At 53.7% G+C, this 14830-nt stretch carries 15 protein-coding genes and 3 pseudogenes; 9 read left to right on the top strand and 9 right to left on the bottom strand.

What is annotated here, in order from left to right; genetic code table 11:
* Positions 1–100: 100 nt before the first annotated feature.
* The gene (locus tag K3T82_RS27450; protein WP_220196745.1) at positions 101–1150 is read left to right on the top strand and encodes a hypothetical protein; all 1050 of its coding nucleotides are present in this window, start codon (positions 101–103) and stop codon (positions 1148–1150) included.
* 40 nt (positions 1151–1190) lie between these two features.
* Here the strand turns inward: K3T82_RS27450 and K3T82_RS27445 are convergent, their stop codons facing one another.
* Entirely contained in the window at positions 1191–1469 is a 279-nt protein-coding gene (locus K3T82_RS27445) for a hypothetical protein (RefSeq protein ID WP_220196744.1), read from the bottom strand.
* A 700-nt stretch (positions 1470–2169) separates the two neighbouring features.
* Positions 2170–2382 carry a hypothetical protein gene (locus K3T82_RS27440; protein WP_220196743.1) on the bottom strand — a complete coding sequence of 71 codons (213 nt, stop codon included), beginning with the start codon at positions 2380–2382 and terminating at the stop codon, positions 2170–2172.
* A 374-nt stretch (positions 2383–2756) separates the two neighbouring features.
* Between K3T82_RS27440 and K3T82_RS27435 the strand changes: the two genes are divergently transcribed.
* A complete protein-coding gene (locus K3T82_RS27435) occupies positions 2757–3173 on the top strand; it encodes a peptidoglycan-binding domain-containing protein (protein ID WP_220196742.1) in 417 nt (138 codons plus the stop codon).
* Here K3T82_RS27435 and K3T82_RS27430 read toward each other — a convergent pair.
* Positions 3118–3669 carry an NUDIX hydrolase gene (locus K3T82_RS27430; RefSeq protein WP_220196741.1) on the bottom strand — a complete coding sequence of 184 codons (552 nt, stop codon included), beginning with the start codon at positions 3667–3669 and terminating at the stop codon, positions 3118–3120. The genes K3T82_RS27435 and K3T82_RS27430 overlap by 56 nt on opposite strands.
* A gap of 164 nt (positions 3670–3833) precedes the next feature.
* Between K3T82_RS27430 and K3T82_RS27425 the strand changes: the two are divergent.
* Positions 3834–4625 (top strand): annotated as a pseudogene (locus K3T82_RS27425) (IS5 family transposase).
* A 61-nt stretch (positions 4626–4686) separates the two neighbouring features.
* On the opposite strand, the gene K3T82_RS27420 reads toward K3T82_RS27425, so the two are convergent.
* From K3T82_RS27420 to K3T82_RS27410, 3 genes are all read right to left on the bottom strand, one after another.
* Entirely contained in the window at positions 4687–5418 is a 732-nt protein-coding gene (locus K3T82_RS27420) for an HAD family hydrolase (RefSeq protein ID WP_220196740.1), read from the bottom strand.
* A gap of 160 nt (positions 5419–5578) precedes the next feature.
* Positions 5579–5860: a hypothetical protein gene (locus K3T82_RS27415; protein ID WP_220196739.1), complete on the bottom strand. Its 282-nt coding sequence runs from the start codon at positions 5858–5860 to the stop codon at positions 5579–5581.
* Between the two features lie 342 nt (positions 5861–6202).
* Positions 6203–6478 (bottom strand): hypothetical protein, encoded by a 276-nt coding sequence (locus K3T82_RS27410; protein WP_220196738.1) that lies wholly within the window; start codon positions 6476–6478, stop codon positions 6203–6205.
* Positions 6479–6565: 87 nt separating this feature from the next.
* Between K3T82_RS27410 and K3T82_RS48030 the strand changes: the two are divergent.
* The 3 genes and pseudogenes from K3T82_RS48030 to K3T82_RS48020 form a co-directional block, all read left to right on the top strand.
* Positions 6566–6827, top strand: a pseudogene (locus tag K3T82_RS48030) (DDE-type integrase/transposase/recombinase); the annotation flags it as partial.
* Between the two features lie 44 nt (positions 6828–6871).
* Positions 6872–7390: pseudogene (locus K3T82_RS48025) on the top strand (IS110 family transposase); the annotation flags it as partial.
* A 228-nt stretch (positions 7391–7618) separates the two neighbouring features.
* Positions 7619–8269: a transposase gene (locus K3T82_RS48020; RefSeq protein ID WP_236031661.1), complete on the top strand. Its 651-nt coding sequence runs from the start codon at positions 7619–7621 to the stop codon at positions 8267–8269.
* Positions 8270–8421: 152 nt separating this feature from the next.
* Here K3T82_RS48020 and K3T82_RS27395 read toward each other — a convergent pair whose 3' ends face one another.
* Both K3T82_RS27395 and K3T82_RS27390 read right to left on the bottom strand, forming a co-directional pair.
* Positions 8422–9576 (bottom strand): diaminopropionate ammonia-lyase, encoded by a 1155-nt coding sequence (locus K3T82_RS27395; protein ID WP_220196735.1) that lies wholly within the window; start codon positions 9574–9576, stop codon positions 8422–8424.
* A 31-nt stretch (positions 9577–9607) separates the two neighbouring features.
* Positions 9608–10741, bottom strand: coding sequence for an ArgE/DapE family deacylase (locus K3T82_RS27390; protein ID WP_220196734.1), 1134 nt, complete (start codon positions 10739–10741; stop codon positions 9608–9610).
* Positions 10742–10958: 217 nt separating this feature from the next.
* Between K3T82_RS27390 and K3T82_RS27385 the strand changes: the two genes are divergently transcribed.
* The gene (locus K3T82_RS27385) at positions 10959–11627 is read left to right on the top strand and encodes a GntR family transcriptional regulator (protein WP_220196733.1); all 669 of its coding nucleotides are present in this window, start codon (positions 10959–10961) and stop codon (positions 11625–11627) included.
* Between the two features lie 267 nt (positions 11628–11894).
* On the opposite strand, the gene K3T82_RS27380 is transcribed toward K3T82_RS27385, so the two are convergent.
* Positions 11895–12632, bottom strand: coding sequence for a LysR family transcriptional regulator (locus K3T82_RS27380; protein WP_220196732.1), 738 nt, complete (start codon positions 12630–12632; stop codon positions 11895–11897).
* Positions 12633–12945: 313 nt separating this feature from the next.
* Here K3T82_RS27380 and K3T82_RS27375 point away from each other — a divergent pair, with 313 nt between their 5' ends.
* Together K3T82_RS27375 and K3T82_RS27370 are read left to right on the top strand one after the other, a co-directional pair.
* Complete coding sequence (locus tag K3T82_RS27375) at positions 12946–13695, top strand: SDR family oxidoreductase (RefSeq protein WP_236031598.1); 750 nt, start codon at positions 12946–12948, stop codon at positions 13693–13695.
* 135 nt (positions 13696–13830) lie between these two features.
* On the top strand, positions 13831–14079 hold the full coding sequence (locus K3T82_RS27370) for a muconolactone Delta-isomerase family protein (RefSeq protein WP_220196730.1): 249 nt from the start codon (positions 13831–13833) through the stop codon (positions 14077–14079).
* Positions 14080–14830 lie beyond the last annotated feature (751 nt).

Below are 14830 nucleotides of genomic sequence, written 5' to 3'. Positions count from 1 at the left end.
CCTCTCTCACCAGAACAGTTTTTGATACTATCAGCAACTTCTCGTCATGATGACCAGTTGTCCTGTGCTTCGTCTCAATGAAGCGAAAGGAGAAAAAGATATGCGTCGTCTACTGCCCGCGCTCGGACTCTTGTGTCTCTCGCCACTCGTTGCCGAGTACCTGCTCGGTGACGTCCCGATTACCAGCATTGCCCTCTTGCTTGCTATGATCCCCCTCTATGGTTGTGGCGCGCTCCTCATCCGTGAGGTCGTCAGGCGTGCAGGCTATGGCTGGCCCTCTATACTCGCCTTTGGCCTGGCTTATGGTATGATCGAAGAGGGCTTCACGACCTTCACTCTCTTCGATCCCAACTGGGCCGGGTTCCATGTCCTCACCTATGGCTACATCCCATCCCTGGGCATAAGCCTGAACTGGACGATCTTTGTGATGGGTCTGCACACCTTCTGGAGCATCGGCACTCCCATCGCGCTTATGGAGGCGCTCGCCGGGAAGCAGCAGCGCACAACGCCGTGGCTGGGTAAGATCGGCCTGGCAGTCGTGGCTACGGTCTTCGCGCTCTTCGTCATAGGTCCCGTAGTCTACATTCTTCTCACGCACCGCTTTCATGCCTCAGTTCCCCAGGTGATAGGGACGAGCATCGCGATCATTATCATCGTTGGAATCGGTATCCTGCTGGGCCAGCGCAACCGTGCCCCACACACACAAACTGCAGGTCACGTACCCAGTCCCTGGCTGGTGATGCTGGTGGCCCTAGTTGCCACTTCCATCTTCCAACTCATCTATGCAGCCGATCCCTATGGCCTCTCGCCCTGGTTAGCGGGCCTGCACCTGCCGGCCTGGGCTGCCATTGTTCTCTATCTGCTCCTGCTCTGCGGCATGGCCGTTCCGGTCGGCTTCTGGTCGCGGCAGAGCGGCTGGTCAGACGCCCATCGCTTTGCCCTGGCAGCCGGGGCGCTGCTCACCTATATCTGGCACTCCTTTCCCTGGCCGGTTCTTATGCCCGGCGTGGATCTCATGAATGACCTGCTGAGTAATGCCATTTTTGCGGCAGGCGCAATCGCTCTGCTCATCATTGCAGCCCGTTGGCTCAAACAGGAAGAGCAGCCGGTGGTAGCAACCGTGCCGGCTCCAGGTGGCTTGCTCCCCTGAGAAGGGGTAGCGCTAATTCTCATACTATTAGAGCAGATAATCAGGGCTGTTTCGGCAGTTGAATAATCCTCCTGGGCTGTGTTCCTGGCTTGAGAGAGTGGTAATGACCTGCTCGATGGAGGCGATGGACTTCTGGATCGTAGAGCATGGGGACGGGAGGATCTTGACCGAACGGAACTTTTGCCAGTAATTCCTGATTGGTTTTGAGGAGCGCAAAGATCATCGAAGCCATCTGCCCGGCGATCCGTCCAAGTGGTTTGAGTTTCCCACGATAGCCCTTAGAAGGAAAGGAAGAGCAGTGGTGTCTGGAAGCGCGCATGGTGAAGGGACATGACCCCTATCTGTTCACTTCCAGCGTTGGAGGGGATGCTCCTGGTCAGCGAAACGAGCAGAGGGAGAAGAAGGGAAGGAACTGGAAGGGTGGTGTGAGGTGTTGGCGAACGCCTCTTCCCAGCAGGAGAAACATGGCCTTCATGGTTGTGGTTACAGTTCGTTCTGTGGAAGGAGCACAGGTCGTGATTGGGGAGGGAGGCTTGTGTGGGGAGCGTTGATGGGTCGTTGTGGCGACGGAAGGTTCTTGTGGATCGTGGGGGGAGCCAGGTCGATGTGGCCAGTGGGAATGGTTGGTAAGTGCTCATGGTGAGGCTGTTGTCGGCCCGGTCGAAGGGGACGAAATAAAGAGGAACCAGGTCTTCTTTATTTCATCATGGAGAGAAGAAGATGGCGGGAGGGGCTGCGACCGGGTGAGATACAGAATGGTGTGGGGGATGAACCTGCTGCATGCAACTTTGTCTCATAGAAGCCTGTTGCAGCACGGAGACAGCGAGGGAGGGGGAGAGATAAGGGGGCGGGTGTGTGTCCCTGGTCGAGGGAGCGTGTGTCACCTGCGACTGGTCAGCCTAGCGCATCTGTTTCACTGGTAGGAGCTGGCACGACCTGGAGAAGATCTGCTTCAAGGAGCGCGCCGGCGAGGGATGCAGTTGCTTATCGCCGGCGCGCTCGTTTTTGCTCACCTCTGTTCAGAGCGCTGAACTGAGAAGGTACGATGGCGTGTGCCAGTTTTCTTCTTCCATTTCGCGGAGACGAAATTCGCCTTTGAGGGGTCGAACCCAGAGCAGGCGTGTATCCTCTGGCATCTCTGTGCCATCGCCCAATGCAAGCCGGTCCAGGATATCGTCAAGCTGACTTACGGTAACCCAGTTTGGGAAGAGGCGAATGGTCGTATCCTGCAATTGGACCTGCCTACGGATCTCGATCGTCGCAATGACCTCACAATGACCTCAAATTGCTCAGTTTTGGGTAACGGTTCCTTCTGGGACAGACAAGAAAAGCTTCTTCCACGAAAAGAGGCTTTTCTTGGGGATCTTTAATGCATGCAATATATCATTAAATAAGTAATATAAGCAAAATTAACATTTACGTTAAAATTTTATACAATATCACCCTATACTACTTATCCATTAATTTCATCAAAGTAATCATAGCGGATAAACTGACCGGAAAGTGTCCGGTGCCTGTCCTGGGAAACGGATCTCTTTTCTTTTACACTTTGATGGTACACGATCGTAGAACCAATCTGATGTTTCCCAAGCAAGGAGAAAATATCATGCGAAAAGCATTGAAAATGGTCGTATGCGGTGCGCTTCTGCTGGCAGCATTGTTCTCATTCAGCGTCTTTACCTCTACACCTTCGGCGCATGCCTCAACCTTGGGCATGAATCCTCATGCCACCCCAGCAGGGTTTACAGGACATAAGGTAACAGATACCACGATAGTACCTGCTGCTACAAGTTCCTGCCCACCAACATTGTATCCTGGTTCACCTTATCACCACTGGGTTGAAAATATTCAGTCAGATCTTCGCTTTTATGGCTATTATGGAGCAGATGGTAAGCCTTTAAAGGTAGATGGGATATATGGTAAGAATACGGAGTATGCCGTAAGAAACTTTCAATTTGATGAGGGTATCACAATAGATGGAATTGTCGGGCCACATACCTGGGCTGCTGACGGTTATTGTTAATTCCTCGCTGACGACCAAGGCAGATCAAGAGATGTAAAGCAATTGGGATGATGGAGGCGCTTTCCTTGTGCATAGGAAGGCGCTTTTTTCCCTGGACCACTCCTACTGCCAGAAATGAGTAAACTATGTTGTTCTGATTGGATGGGTTCGCATAACATTGGCCAATCTGGAAAAATTTGCCACCGCTATATCCAGTTACTTCGCGCAGTTCTCGTTGGATGGCTTCAAGCGGATTAAGGTCAGAAGATTCAACGGCACCACCTGGAAGACCAAGTAAAATCTTTTTCGCGCCATGTCTGTATTCGCGCACTAGGATAATCTTGCCTTCAGTATTCAGGGCCACAACGTTTGCCCAAGGCAATGCGCCAACTACGTGGTATGACTCGATAATTTTTCCCTGCGCGGTCTTGCAAGTATCGGTACGCAAGCGAAGCCAGCGATCCTCATAACTAATACGGCTCTCAATGACTTGCCAGGGTGCTAAATCCTTTGGCATCCTGTTTATCCTCTCCATGTTTGTACTTTTTTCTATCCACTTTTTGGGAAAAGAAAGCGCCATGTTCTCTTAGAGCGTGTTTTGGAATCAAATGGAGCCGCTCAGGAATCGGGTTCAGCCTATGTAATGAGACAAGAGAAAACTTCATGTGATATCCTCAACGAATGAGTACCAATTACCCAAGCAATCTCTCCGATGCCGAGTGGGCATGCCTACAGCAGTATTTGCCATCCCCGCCCAACAGAGGGGGACCCCCACTCACCCACTCCGTACCATTTTTGATGCGATCTTTTACGTGCTACACACCGGCTGTCCCTGGCGCTATCTGCCGGCCAACTTCCCACCGTGGCAAACGGTGTTCTACCCATTTCCGACGTTTGCGCCTCAAAGGGACTTGGACGCTCTTGTGGCGGGCGTTGCATCGGGCGGAACGCGAACGGCAAGGGAGGCATCCTGACCCAAGTGCAGCTAGCATGGATTCCCAAAGCGTGAAAACGGTCGAGGAGTCGTCTAGGATCTGTGGCTACGATGCCCACAAGCACATCAAAGGGCGGAAACGGCATCTCCTTGTGGACACGCTGGGTCTCCCTATTTCCATCTACGTGACCCCTGCCGACGCCCATGATACCAAGGGAGCCCGTTGTCTGCTCGCGGGACTCAAGTTTTTCGTGCCGCGTCTGAAAAAGATTTGGGCGGATGCGGCCTATCGTGGGCAAGAGTTGGCCACCTGGTGTCAAACCACAGGTGCGTGGGAACTGGAAGTGGTGGAACGCCCACCTGGTATCCGTGGCTTCAGCGTGGTGCCTCGCCGTTGGGTCGTGGAGCGTACATTCAGCTGGATTTCTCGTAACAGAAGAATGAGCAAAGATTACGAGCGAAAAGTGCAGACGAGCGAAACATTGATCCAAGTGGCGATGGTTCGCCTGCTCCTCGCGCGAGTGGGACATGTAAATTAATCGGCTTCCCAGATGCGAAACCGACAAGCCAGGGCAGCGAGAAGAAGCATCTTCCCGGCGTTTAGGCGAGATGTTGCACCAATTCCGGTAATTCTGCCAGGCTGCGAATGCAGAACATCCCGTCGAGTGCCTCGTGTTGAGCGCTGACCAGCACCGCCATTGCGCCAAGATCCCTGGCCCAGGCGAGGTTCCGTGGGCTGTCATCGACAATCAGGGCGGAACTCGGCGTGATGCCGGAGTCGGCGAAGAGGCGCTCGTAGTACGCGGGCCACTCTTTGAGCATGCCCACCAGATCTGAGCCATAGAGGTGCCCGAAGTACTCGCGAACCCCCATACCTTGCAGATAGTTCTGCAAGTGGATCGAGGACTCACCAGAGGCGGTATGCATCTCGTAGCCCTGGATGTGTAACTCGCGAATAGCCTCGATGGCACCGGGGAAAGATGCGCGAACACGAGGCGTGATATATGCCTCTGCCTGACGGGCCAGTTCAATGCACTCTTCTTCTGACGGAGCTTTCACGCCGACGAACTGGCACATTCCGCCGAGCCAGTCAAGCCAGTATACTCGCTCGAAATCACGATAGTTGGGGGTCGCCTGCACACGCGTCTGCCAGTTCGTCGCTTCAAAGAGGTAAGCTGTATAGATGCGATTGGCCTCAGACCAGGCCACAGCTTCGCCCCCCAGCCGGGGCATAAAAAACTCGCCGACGAGACGCTGCCACTGCGAACCACGCAGGCGATTATCGCTCATCACGCCGCCATCGTCTAACAAAATGATGGGTTTCGTCGCCATGCTTGCTTCCTTTCCTGCATCAATCGTTTTTGTTCTGGTTGAGAAAACTCATCGTAGCATACCTTGCTCTGTGCTTGCAACAATGGTTAGGGCATGGCTCTGTGTCCTATCTGACAGCTACGTTCTGCGGCAGCCTTTCTGCGATTAACAAAACACGGTCTTAGAGACGAAGTTCGCCTTGGAGGGGACGAACCCAGAGTAGGCGGGCATCCTCTGGCATCTCCGTGCCATCGCCCAGCTCAAGCAGGTTCAGACTATCATCAAGCTGACTCACGGTGACCCAGTGTGGGAAGAGGCGAGTGGTTGCATCCTGCAAGTGGGCATGGCCATGGATCTCGATGGTTGCGATGACCTCATCTTGTTCTGTGAAGCGGGCTGCGGCCTCGCGTATGGTTTGGGTGTGCTCAGGCAGATGACGCACCACTGTTTCGCTAGTTCTCATTTTCGCACATTCCCCTTTTTTTTATAGAGAGATGCGTGTATTCTAACGTATTGCCATCAATCTGTATACTCCTGGTCCAACAAGCTTCCTCTCCTGAGCCAAAAAGGTGCTAATGTGTCACGAAGAGGGTCATGTGTATCACTGTGCGGAAATGAGAAGAGAGGTTGTCTCGGGTTGGCCCAGATGATGGGATGCTCTGCATGGCAGTGATAAGGAGTGTTGTCACCTGCGTGTGAGAAACACTGTGAAATGTTGTGAGCCAGGTGTGTAAGGGGGGGAGCGTGAGGGCGCGAGAGAGAGGTGAACAGCTTGGCAGAAAGGGCGAGTGAAGGTGGGTGAAGGTCAAGGGTCTTGTGGTGGGTGCTCTTTTGCAGGTTCCTGTTGAGGGGGCAGGCGTAAGGTGGGCCGCTGGTGTGTTCGTTCGGGTGGGAGGGTCTGCTTGAGATAGCTGTAGAGGGAGAGCGAGAGGGAGAAGAGGGTGTGTTTCCTCTCAATGTCGGCATTGGCGTGGGAGAGTGCTTGCCGCAAGGCCTGTTCTTTCTCTTCCTCCGGATGATGAAAATGCAGGTGGAGGAGTTTTCCATACAGTTCATCAGCAGCCCGTGAATAGGCGCGCACTGCGTCAAGTCAGCGCCTCCTGGCGCTCGCGTTTCTCGTCTTGCAGCCTCTGCTCACGACTACGGTGCTTGCGTTGTTCCTGTTCTACGCGTGATCATCACCGATCCACGCAAGAGTTATGGCGCAGCCAAACGCGAGATCTTGCTAAGCGTGGAGCATCGGCAGCACAAAGGACTGAACCATCGAGCCGAGAACTCCCACCAACCCACGAGACTGCGGGAAAAGAAGATGCGGCGCTTCACATCAGCCAAGCATGCCCAATGCTTCCTCTCTGTTGATCGCGCCCATTGCTGGGCATTTCCAGCCGCGACGCCACCGTTAACGTGCCGGAGAATATCATACCCTGTGACAGGACCGATTCCAGCAATGGAATGAGGTGACAAGGCCGTTCCCATGCTCCTGAGTGAGTCGGTGTACCTGGGCATTGATATTGGGAAAAACAAGCATGTGGCTGGCTTCCTCTCGAAAACCCTGCTGGAGCGGCATGGGCGCTTTGAAGCTTGCGCTACATTGCTCTTTGAGAACTCGCGTGAAGGCTTTCGTCGGCTGGTTGAGCGTCTGCGCGAAATGGCTCCACTGGAGCACTACTTCATTCTCCTGGAGCGGACAGGCCATTACCATCGACCTTTGATGCAATATCTTCAAGATCTCGATTTGCCAGTGTAGGTGATCCATGTGCAAAGCCGTCCTGCAGGCATGCTTAAGACCGACAAGCGTGATGCGCTGATGTTGGCCAATACTCTGTACAATCAACTGGAGTTGGGGGTACAAGTTCCCAACAAGATGCAGCTCGTGCGACGCTTGGTCCCACCAACCCAGGCTGCTGCCCAATTGAAAGGATTGATTCGCCATCGCTACGAACTGGTTCGCGAGAGTACGCAATGCAAAAACAAGCTCACGGCCATCTGCGACGAGCTCTTTCCCGAATTTACCCGTGCCATTAAAGATCCCAACTCGTGGATAGCCCTGGTTCTGCGTGAGCAATTTCCCACTCCACAAGTCCTGGCAACCGCCAGTTTCACGGTCTTGCAACAACTTCGAGGCGGAGCGAGCTCGGTTTCGGATCTCAAGTTGCAGGGATTGCAGCGCCTGGCTGCCGAGAGTATTGGGATCAAAGACCTCATCCGCCTTCGTGGCCTGGTGCTGGAGCAAGGCCAATTGATCAAAGAACTGCGGCTCTTACGTGAGCATATCTCCCAGTTGGAAAGCGAGATTGTCACTATCGTTGAACAAGCGCGTGAAGATCAGATCTTGCTGTCGTCTCCAGGCTTTGGACCCATCACAGCAGCCACGGTCATTGCGGCCATTGGTTCGATCCATAACTTCCCTTCTGCCTCGACCCTCAAGTCATACTTCGGCTGGGCTCCTGTCGTCGCTCAATCGGGAAGCACCTTGGATTCCTCCTACTTGACCCCTGGAGGAACCAGGACCATGACGCACATTATGTTCCTCGCTGTTATGCAGGTGATCCGTTTGCACAACAACGAGTGGGGGCGGTTGTATGAGCGTCTGGTCAAAGCTCGCTACCCATTCGATGAACGCACGCAGTCCTACACGGGCAAAACCCGTGTGATTGGGCGTGTAGCGGGTCAGATGATTGAGGCGATCTATGCTCTGCTCAAGCGTGATGCGGAACTCGCGAGAGCAGTTCCGCAAGGACAGGAGCCTCCACCGCCGTTGTTGTACGATCCAGAGGTGTATCAAAGACATCGGCAAGGCCATTATCGGCCTTTGAAATCGATGCCGCATCCCAATATGATTACGATAATTCATCCTTCCTCACTTGAATGATGTCATATGTCTGAAAGTCTTTCTTTCGGTCTAGCACTCTCTTTTTTAGTTCAGACATACTCTTACGAAGTGGGACACAACCAACTTCGTAGGGTATTTACCATCTTGGGCAAGCGATGAAGGCTTGAGGTGAGAGTCACCAGGAGAGGTTGTTACGTAGGACTTTTCCCTACAATACGCTCATAGGCCACAGGATCAGTCGCCCCTTCTGTGCAGATCAGCAAAACACGGGTTGATGGATCAATCCCAAGAGCACTGCTCACCGTCTGTGAAGAAGGACCAGTTCGCAACGCCGCCAACCCTCCGATTCCAGCTGCACCTGTTTCACCTGCCACCAGACCAATCCTGGCAAGATCACGCATACCGAGCCTTGCCCACTCATCGTCTATCGCGAGGAAGAGATCAATTCCTGTGGAGATGAGAGGCCAAGCCACCAGCGAGGGTGTGCCACAATTGAGCCCAGCCATGATCGATTGTGGCGGATCGGTAAGCTTGACGATCTGACCGGCCTTCATAGAAGCAAGAACACAGGCCGCACGTGTTGGCTCAATACCGACAATCTTGACGTGTGAGGACATATCAGGGTGCCGATAATGGCGCACGACCGCTGCCGCCAGCGCTCCTACTCCAATCTGAACGACGACCAGGTCAGGCCCACGTTGTTGCCTTCGTGCCAATTCCTCGTCAACTTCCTGGAAGATGGTTGCGTATCCCTCGATCACCCATTGGGGAATCATCTCATAGCCAGGCCATGAGGTATCAGAGAGCACCAGACGACGCTCGCCATCCAGAGTTGCCGCGAGTTTGACCGCATCATCATAGGTGCCATTGACGAGCGTCACCATCGCTCCTTCCTGCTTGATCGCGTTGATCCGACTCTCGGCCATATCGCATGGGACGAAGATGTGTGCCTCGAAGCCAAAGAGAGCCGCCAGATGAGCAACTGCGCGGCCATGATTCCCATCCGTCGCAGTGACCAGGGTCAACGGGCGCAGCGGCGCGAAACGGCTGACCAGCTCTTGAAGGTCGTTCCAAGGTTCCACCTCTGTTCCCAGGCGCTCCACCAGTGCCTGGTAGAGTGCCCAGGATGTGCCAAGGATCTTGAATGATGGCATCCCAAAACGATGGGTTTCGTCTTTGATCCAGATCTTGCCTACCCCCAGACGGTCTGCCAGGAATGGGGCATTCGCCAAAGAGGTTGGAGCATATCCCGGCAGACGGCGGTGAAATGCGAGGGGCTGACTTGCAGAAGAGAAAGGAGAGCCACTCACCGAGGCAGGGCTATTTTGATAGATGCTCACTGTCATACTGTTCTTCTTTTCATTCCAGAACTGGTTGTCAAGCGCAAAAAGCTTGAATGGTCGCTAACAGAACATCGCTACATTGTTGCACCTGTTTCAGGTCTGCCCATTCGATAACGGCGTGGGCTCCTGCTCCTCCTGGACCGAACACGACGGTTGGAATACTCGCTGAGGCAAGCAAGGCCGCATCCATCCACATGGTGTCACCAACGATTTCTGGGGCAGAACCAAGGAGCGCTTCGCTCTGATTGGAGAGGGTCTGTACAATGTGCTCGTCTTCAGCCACCTCGAAGGGTTCCCGCACTACTGTTGTTTTGACGGAGGCAAGAAACGTTGGATCAGCACGCTGGATCTCCTCAAGCAGTTCTCGTATCTCTGTTTCAACCTGCTCTGGGGTTTCACCAGGAATCGTGCGACGCTCGACCAGAAGAGTACAGCGCTCGGGATAACTGGAGAGTTCCTGCCCTCCCTCAATCACCGAAGCATGCAGTGAGCCGCTTTTGAGCAAAGGATGTGAGGGGGCAGCCCTGAGAGAGTGATCTAACCGCTCCAGGCTCACAAGGATATGGCCCATCTTGACGATCGCATCACGGCCAAGATCTGGGCGAGAGCCATGAGCGGCTTTTCCCTGGGTGGTGATTTCTAACCACTGAAACCCTTTATGCGCTACGCAGAGTCGCAATGCCGTCGGTTCGGTCACAATCGCAGCATCAGCATGCCACTGCTTCACAACCGCTTGTGTCCCCAGGCTCGCATATTCTTCGTCGGCCACTGCCGTGAGTATCACATCGCCGCGCAAGGAGAGCTTGTTTGCCTGGGTGGCAGCCATCATGATCGCAGCCAGCCCTCCCTTCATATCGTAAGCTCCTCGCCCATACAAGCGATTTCCTTCCACGACAGGCTCATGTGGCCGTTGCATGCCAGCGACGCCGACGGTATCCATATGCGCATTGAGCAGAAGGGAGCGTCCTCCACCGGTTCCACGCACCATCCCGATGACATTGGGACGTCTCGGCGCAGACTCATCCAGGATCACTTCCACTCCTGCTTGTTCGAGCCAGTTTGCGACAAAGGTGGCTATTTCCCGTTCGCCAGCTCCTCCTGTTACCAGATCAGGATTAATGGAGTCAATGGCAACGAGTTGCTGTAACAGCGTTGTGATTTCATTCATACTCAGGTTCTCTTTCTGAGGAAAGCACATGCAAGAAGCATGTGCTTTCCCCTGGTTGCGCTCACATTGGGGAGCTCCCAGAAAAAAGGAGAGCGTTTTTATCTGTCATGTAGCATGTGATATATCACATGCTACCTAGTGATATGATAGAATGAGAACGTGAAAAAGTCAAGGAGGGGAAAGAGCTTCCTCCATTGGTGAGAAAAAGGAGAGGACCATGCCTATTCCAGAACAGGTAGAAAAATTCCAGCGACCACTGGCCCGAAAAGAGGTCTATACCACGCTGCAAAAATGGATTGTTGAAGGGGTCTATCAGCCCGGTGAGATCATGCGCGATCACGATCTCGCTGAAGCGTTAGGGGTCAGTAGAACGCCTGTGAGAGAAGCATTACAACGGTTAGAAGATGAGGGATTTGTCCAAACGGCGGCCAATCGCTGGACACGGGTAGCACAGATCAACCTTGACGAAGCAAAGAACCTGTATCCGATCATCTGGTCCTTAGAGGCATTGGCGATCTCACTTGCGCAAGAACGCCTCACTGGGGAGCATATTGATGCGATGGACAAGGCCAATACGCGTTTCCAGCAAGCCTTGGCAACGGGGCAGGCGATAGAAGCTTCGCAGGCGGACTATGATTTCCACCAGGTGTTCATCCATCAATCGGACAACCCTGACCTCATACGTATGCTCAGAGAAGTGAAAATGAGGCTGCGCTGGTTAGAGATTACCTATTTCAGGGGCGACACTCTTGCGACGACCTCACTTGATGAGCATGAAGCGATTCTCGAAGCATTGCGAACAGATGAACACAAGCGTGCTATTCAAGCGGTGAAAGCGAATTGGCAAGAGAGCCTGAAGCGGGTCCTCGCCCAAAAAAAACGATGAACAACGAGGCGCAGTTTACAAACATGACAGAGGCGATCTTTTTTAGACGAATTTTGAGGTTTCATGCGTACAGTTTCACAGAGCTCAACTCTTCTGTACTGCGTTCCAGGAGGTGGGGTGAACAGGCTGTTTCTTGGAGCGCTCTCACAAAAAGCTGCACAGCCTTTGATGGCTTGAGCGGATAGAGCACCCCATAGGGGATCGTGTACGGCCAATCAACAGGAATCGTGACCAGAAAAGGATGGACCTCTTTCCAGCCTTCTAACGTCAGCAGAATGGCGCCGCTTTCTTCACAGTGGTTGAACAGCTCCATCGTATACTGAGGGGTGCGTCCTGAATGTGGATGGCCGGGTGTTCCGTTCGTACATAGCCCCGTATGCCATCCATGAGCGGACTGATGCCTGGTTGCATCATCACCAACCGCTCTGCAGAGAAATCGGAAACAGAAAGCATCTCCTTCCTGGCCAATGGATGTTCCCTTGAAACGGCGACTGAGATACGGTATTCCCCCAATTTGAGAGCCTGAAAAGCGTCAGACCCATTGGCTCTCTCATACGCCCCAACCATGACATCAAAATCCTTGCCAAGCGCTTGATAGACCGTGGGGCAGGGTTCAGCACCATGAAAGGGAACCATCTTCATTTTGAACTGGGGATAGGTCTCGTTGATGGTATTCCAGAGATCGACGAGGACGGTACATGGGTTCAGGATGGACGTTCCAATACGGATCAGGTATGGATGGGTATTGGCGGCTTGACGCGCTCGCGCAATGGCTTGTTCTGAATACTGCAGCAGAAACTTGGCATCAGCATAAAAGGACATGCCAGCATCGGTGGCTCGTATCCCATGATGGGTGCGGATGAGCAGTTGCACCCCAATCTGCGCTTCTAAGGCATTCATTTGTTTCATGAGCGCCGTTGAGGAGAGATATAATTTCTCGGCAGCCTTTGAAAGGCTCCCAGCGTCTATCACGTGTATGAACGCATGTAAGAGGTCATTTCCCATCGCATCTCCCATAGTATCAACCAGCGGTTGATACTATGGTAACTTTTTTCTTCTTCCCTGTCAAGCGAGCGGAGACTATACTTGACCTTGTAAAGAGCCATCCACTACAAGAGATGGATGGATATACCGCCTTGAAACTGGTCGTTTTTTATACCACCGATCAGAGATCGGGCAACACAGAAGAGAGCATGGATTGAGCTTCCCTGGGCACATTGCCCGATCTCTGATCATTCTGTGATGTTCGCTTCTTTCAACCTTTGCATCTACAGCAAGGTGGCGTTGGCCACATATTGATACAAAAAAGGAGATGACTATGCAAGACAAACCCGTCGCCCTGGTCACCGGGGCCAATAAAGGAATCGGTCTTCAAATAGCGAAGGATCTCGCAACGCACGGCTTCACCGTGCTCGTTGGGTCGCGCAACCTCGAGCATGGGGAGACAGCAGCCTCAAGCGTCGGAGCTGATGCCCGCGCCCTCCAGCTTGACGTCACGAATCAGGGCTCCATCGCCGCCGCGGCAGAGCGCATCCACAACGAACTCGGACGTCTCGACGTGCTCGTGAACAACGCGGGCATCGGGCATGCAGGAAAGCCGGGCAGGTCGCTTGAGGAGATCGCGAAGTCGGGCCTTCTGAGCGTCGCGTCTCTCGACGAGATGCGCGCGGTGTTCGAGACGAACGTGTTCGGCGTCATCGCCGTCACGCAAGCGATGCTGCCACTCCTGCGCGAAGCGCCAGCGGCACGTATCGTCAATATCTCGAGCAGCTTCGGCTCATTGACAATGGCCTCGGACCCGGCTAATCCACAGCACTGGCTCTTTGGCCTTTACAACACATCCAAGACAGCCCTCAACGCGATCACGCTCGCCTTCGCCGTGGAGCTCGAGGCGACACGCATCAAGGTCAACGCTGCGTGTCCAGGCTTCACCGCGACGGATATCAGCAACTTCCAGGGCACGCGCACCGTTCAACAGGCCGCACGTGAGCCCGTACGCCTCGCGCTCCTCGACGCGAACGGTCCGACGGGCACTTTCTCGGACGAGGACGGCCCGCTCCCGTGGTAATGGGGATCTGCCCCTGGTGGTCGAGTCCCATTTGCTCAGGGCAAGTATCAGTGGCATACGCTGCAGTAGAACCACGATGGACGACACCTGCTTGCCTCATGGATGAGTGTCGTCCATCGTAAAAGAAGAACAGCTATGAGAATGATGATTATCATTCAAATGGATCCGCAGGACTTCGCCGCGATGAGCCCTCTCGTTCCTCAAGAACAGGCACACGTGAGAAAGCTGACGGACGAAGGAACCATTGAAGGACTCTTTTCCAGTGCAGACCGCTTGCACACCTGGCTGGTTATGAAAGGGACGTCTCAAGAGCAGATTGAGCAGGAGTTGAAAGGCCTTCCGCTCTATCCCTACATGAAAGCACAACTTGTACCACTTCTCTAAAAAATGGGAGGTGTTTAGCCCATGGTGTCATTCCCATTGCTACACGCCTCCCGTTCATCTCTTCTGTTGGAGGAAAAAAAAGTCAGTCAAGGAAGAACCTCTCTGCCCTGCGGCAAACCAACCCACTCGCTTCTCGCAGGGTCCGCGTTGTGAGACCACGCTTATTGCTCTCTCTTGACGACATATTTGTAAAACGTGGTTCGACTCCGAAACCCTGTCCGTTTCATAATCTCAGTAATACTCATGGTCTGGCTTGCATAGAGCTCCCTGGCGCGTTCGAGGTTGGCTACGCTCATCTTCTTGGTGGCAGCGGGCCTACCGCCTTTGCGTCCACGGGTGGTAAATGACTTACGAAGTGAGCGGTTTTTGCCCTCAAAGGTGGATCTGGCACACTTCTGGTGATGGCTGAGCTAACTGGCACAAGGCGAGAAGAAACGGATGGGAAACTAGCCAGTTACCAGGGCAAAGCGCTCGGCGGAGAATCTGGATCAAACGCATAGTTGTCTACCTCCATATCATCTGCGGCCTTTGCAACAAACGCCTGGAAACTGGGGGCAATGAGATCTGGCGTTTGCGTTGCGTGGGGGCAAAAACGATCTGCCCTACCTGACCTCCTGGACCAGGCACCATATCCAGGCAGAAAAATTCACTTCCATATCCCCCCAGAGAAACGGAATGCGCTGAGGATGCCACAAAAACGGTTGAACTGACCAAGTTCCATTATTGCCGTCGTAGCGCTTTGTTCCCGGCC

This window comes from Ktedonospora formicarum (assembly GCF_016587355.1).
GTDB classification, from domain to species: domain Bacteria; phylum Chloroflexota; class Ktedonobacteria; order Ktedonobacterales; family Ktedonobacteraceae; genus Ktedonobacter; species Ktedonobacter formicarum.
The sequence above is the reverse complement of the archived record's forward strand: the minus strand, read 5'-3'. Positions and strand labels throughout refer to the sequence as shown.

Excerpts from the sequence above, each read along its gene's own strand:
- K3T82_RS27450 (WP_220196745.1), top strand. The coding sequence starts at position 101 with ATGCGTCGTCTACTGCCCGCGCTCGGACTCTTGTGTCTCTCGCCACTC.
- K3T82_RS27445 (WP_220196744.1), bottom strand. The coding sequence starts at position 1,469 with ATGCGCGCTTCCAGACACCACTGCTCTTCCTTTCCTTCTAAGGGCTAT.
- K3T82_RS27435 (WP_220196742.1), top strand. The coding sequence starts at position 2,757 with ATGCGAAAAGCATTGAAAATGGTCGTATGCGGTGCGCTTCTGCTGGCA.
- K3T82_RS27430 (WP_220196741.1), bottom strand. The coding sequence starts at position 3,669 with ATGCCAAAGGATTTAGCACCCTGGCAAGTCATTGAGAGCCGTATTAGT.
- K3T82_RS27420 (WP_220196740.1), bottom strand. The coding sequence starts at position 5,418 with ATGGCGACGAAACCCATCATTTTGTTAGACGATGGCGGCGTGATGAGC.
- K3T82_RS27415 (WP_220196739.1), bottom strand. The coding sequence starts at position 5,860 with ATGAGAACTAGCGAAACAGTGGTGCGTCATCTGCCTGAGCACACCCAA.
- K3T82_RS27395 (WP_220196735.1), bottom strand. The coding sequence starts at position 9,576 with ATGACAGTGAGCATCTATCAAAATAGCCCTGCCTCGGTGAGTGGCTCT.
- K3T82_RS27390 (WP_220196734.1), bottom strand. The coding sequence starts at position 10,741 with ATGAATGAAATCACAACGCTGTTACAGCAACTCGTTGCCATTGACTCC.
- K3T82_RS27385 (WP_220196733.1), top strand. The coding sequence starts at position 10,959 with ATGCCTATTCCAGAACAGGTAGAAAAATTCCAGCGACCACTGGCCCGA.
- K3T82_RS27380 (WP_220196732.1), bottom strand. The coding sequence starts at position 12,632 with ATGGGAAATGACCTCTTACATGCGTTCATACACGTGATAGACGCTGGG.
- K3T82_RS27375 (WP_236031598.1), top strand. The coding sequence starts at position 12,946 with ATGCAAGACAAACCCGTCGCCCTGGTCACCGGGGCCAATAAAGGAATC.
- K3T82_RS27370 (WP_220196730.1), top strand. The coding sequence starts at position 13,831 with ATGAGAATGATGATTATCATTCAAATGGATCCGCAGGACTTCGCCGCG.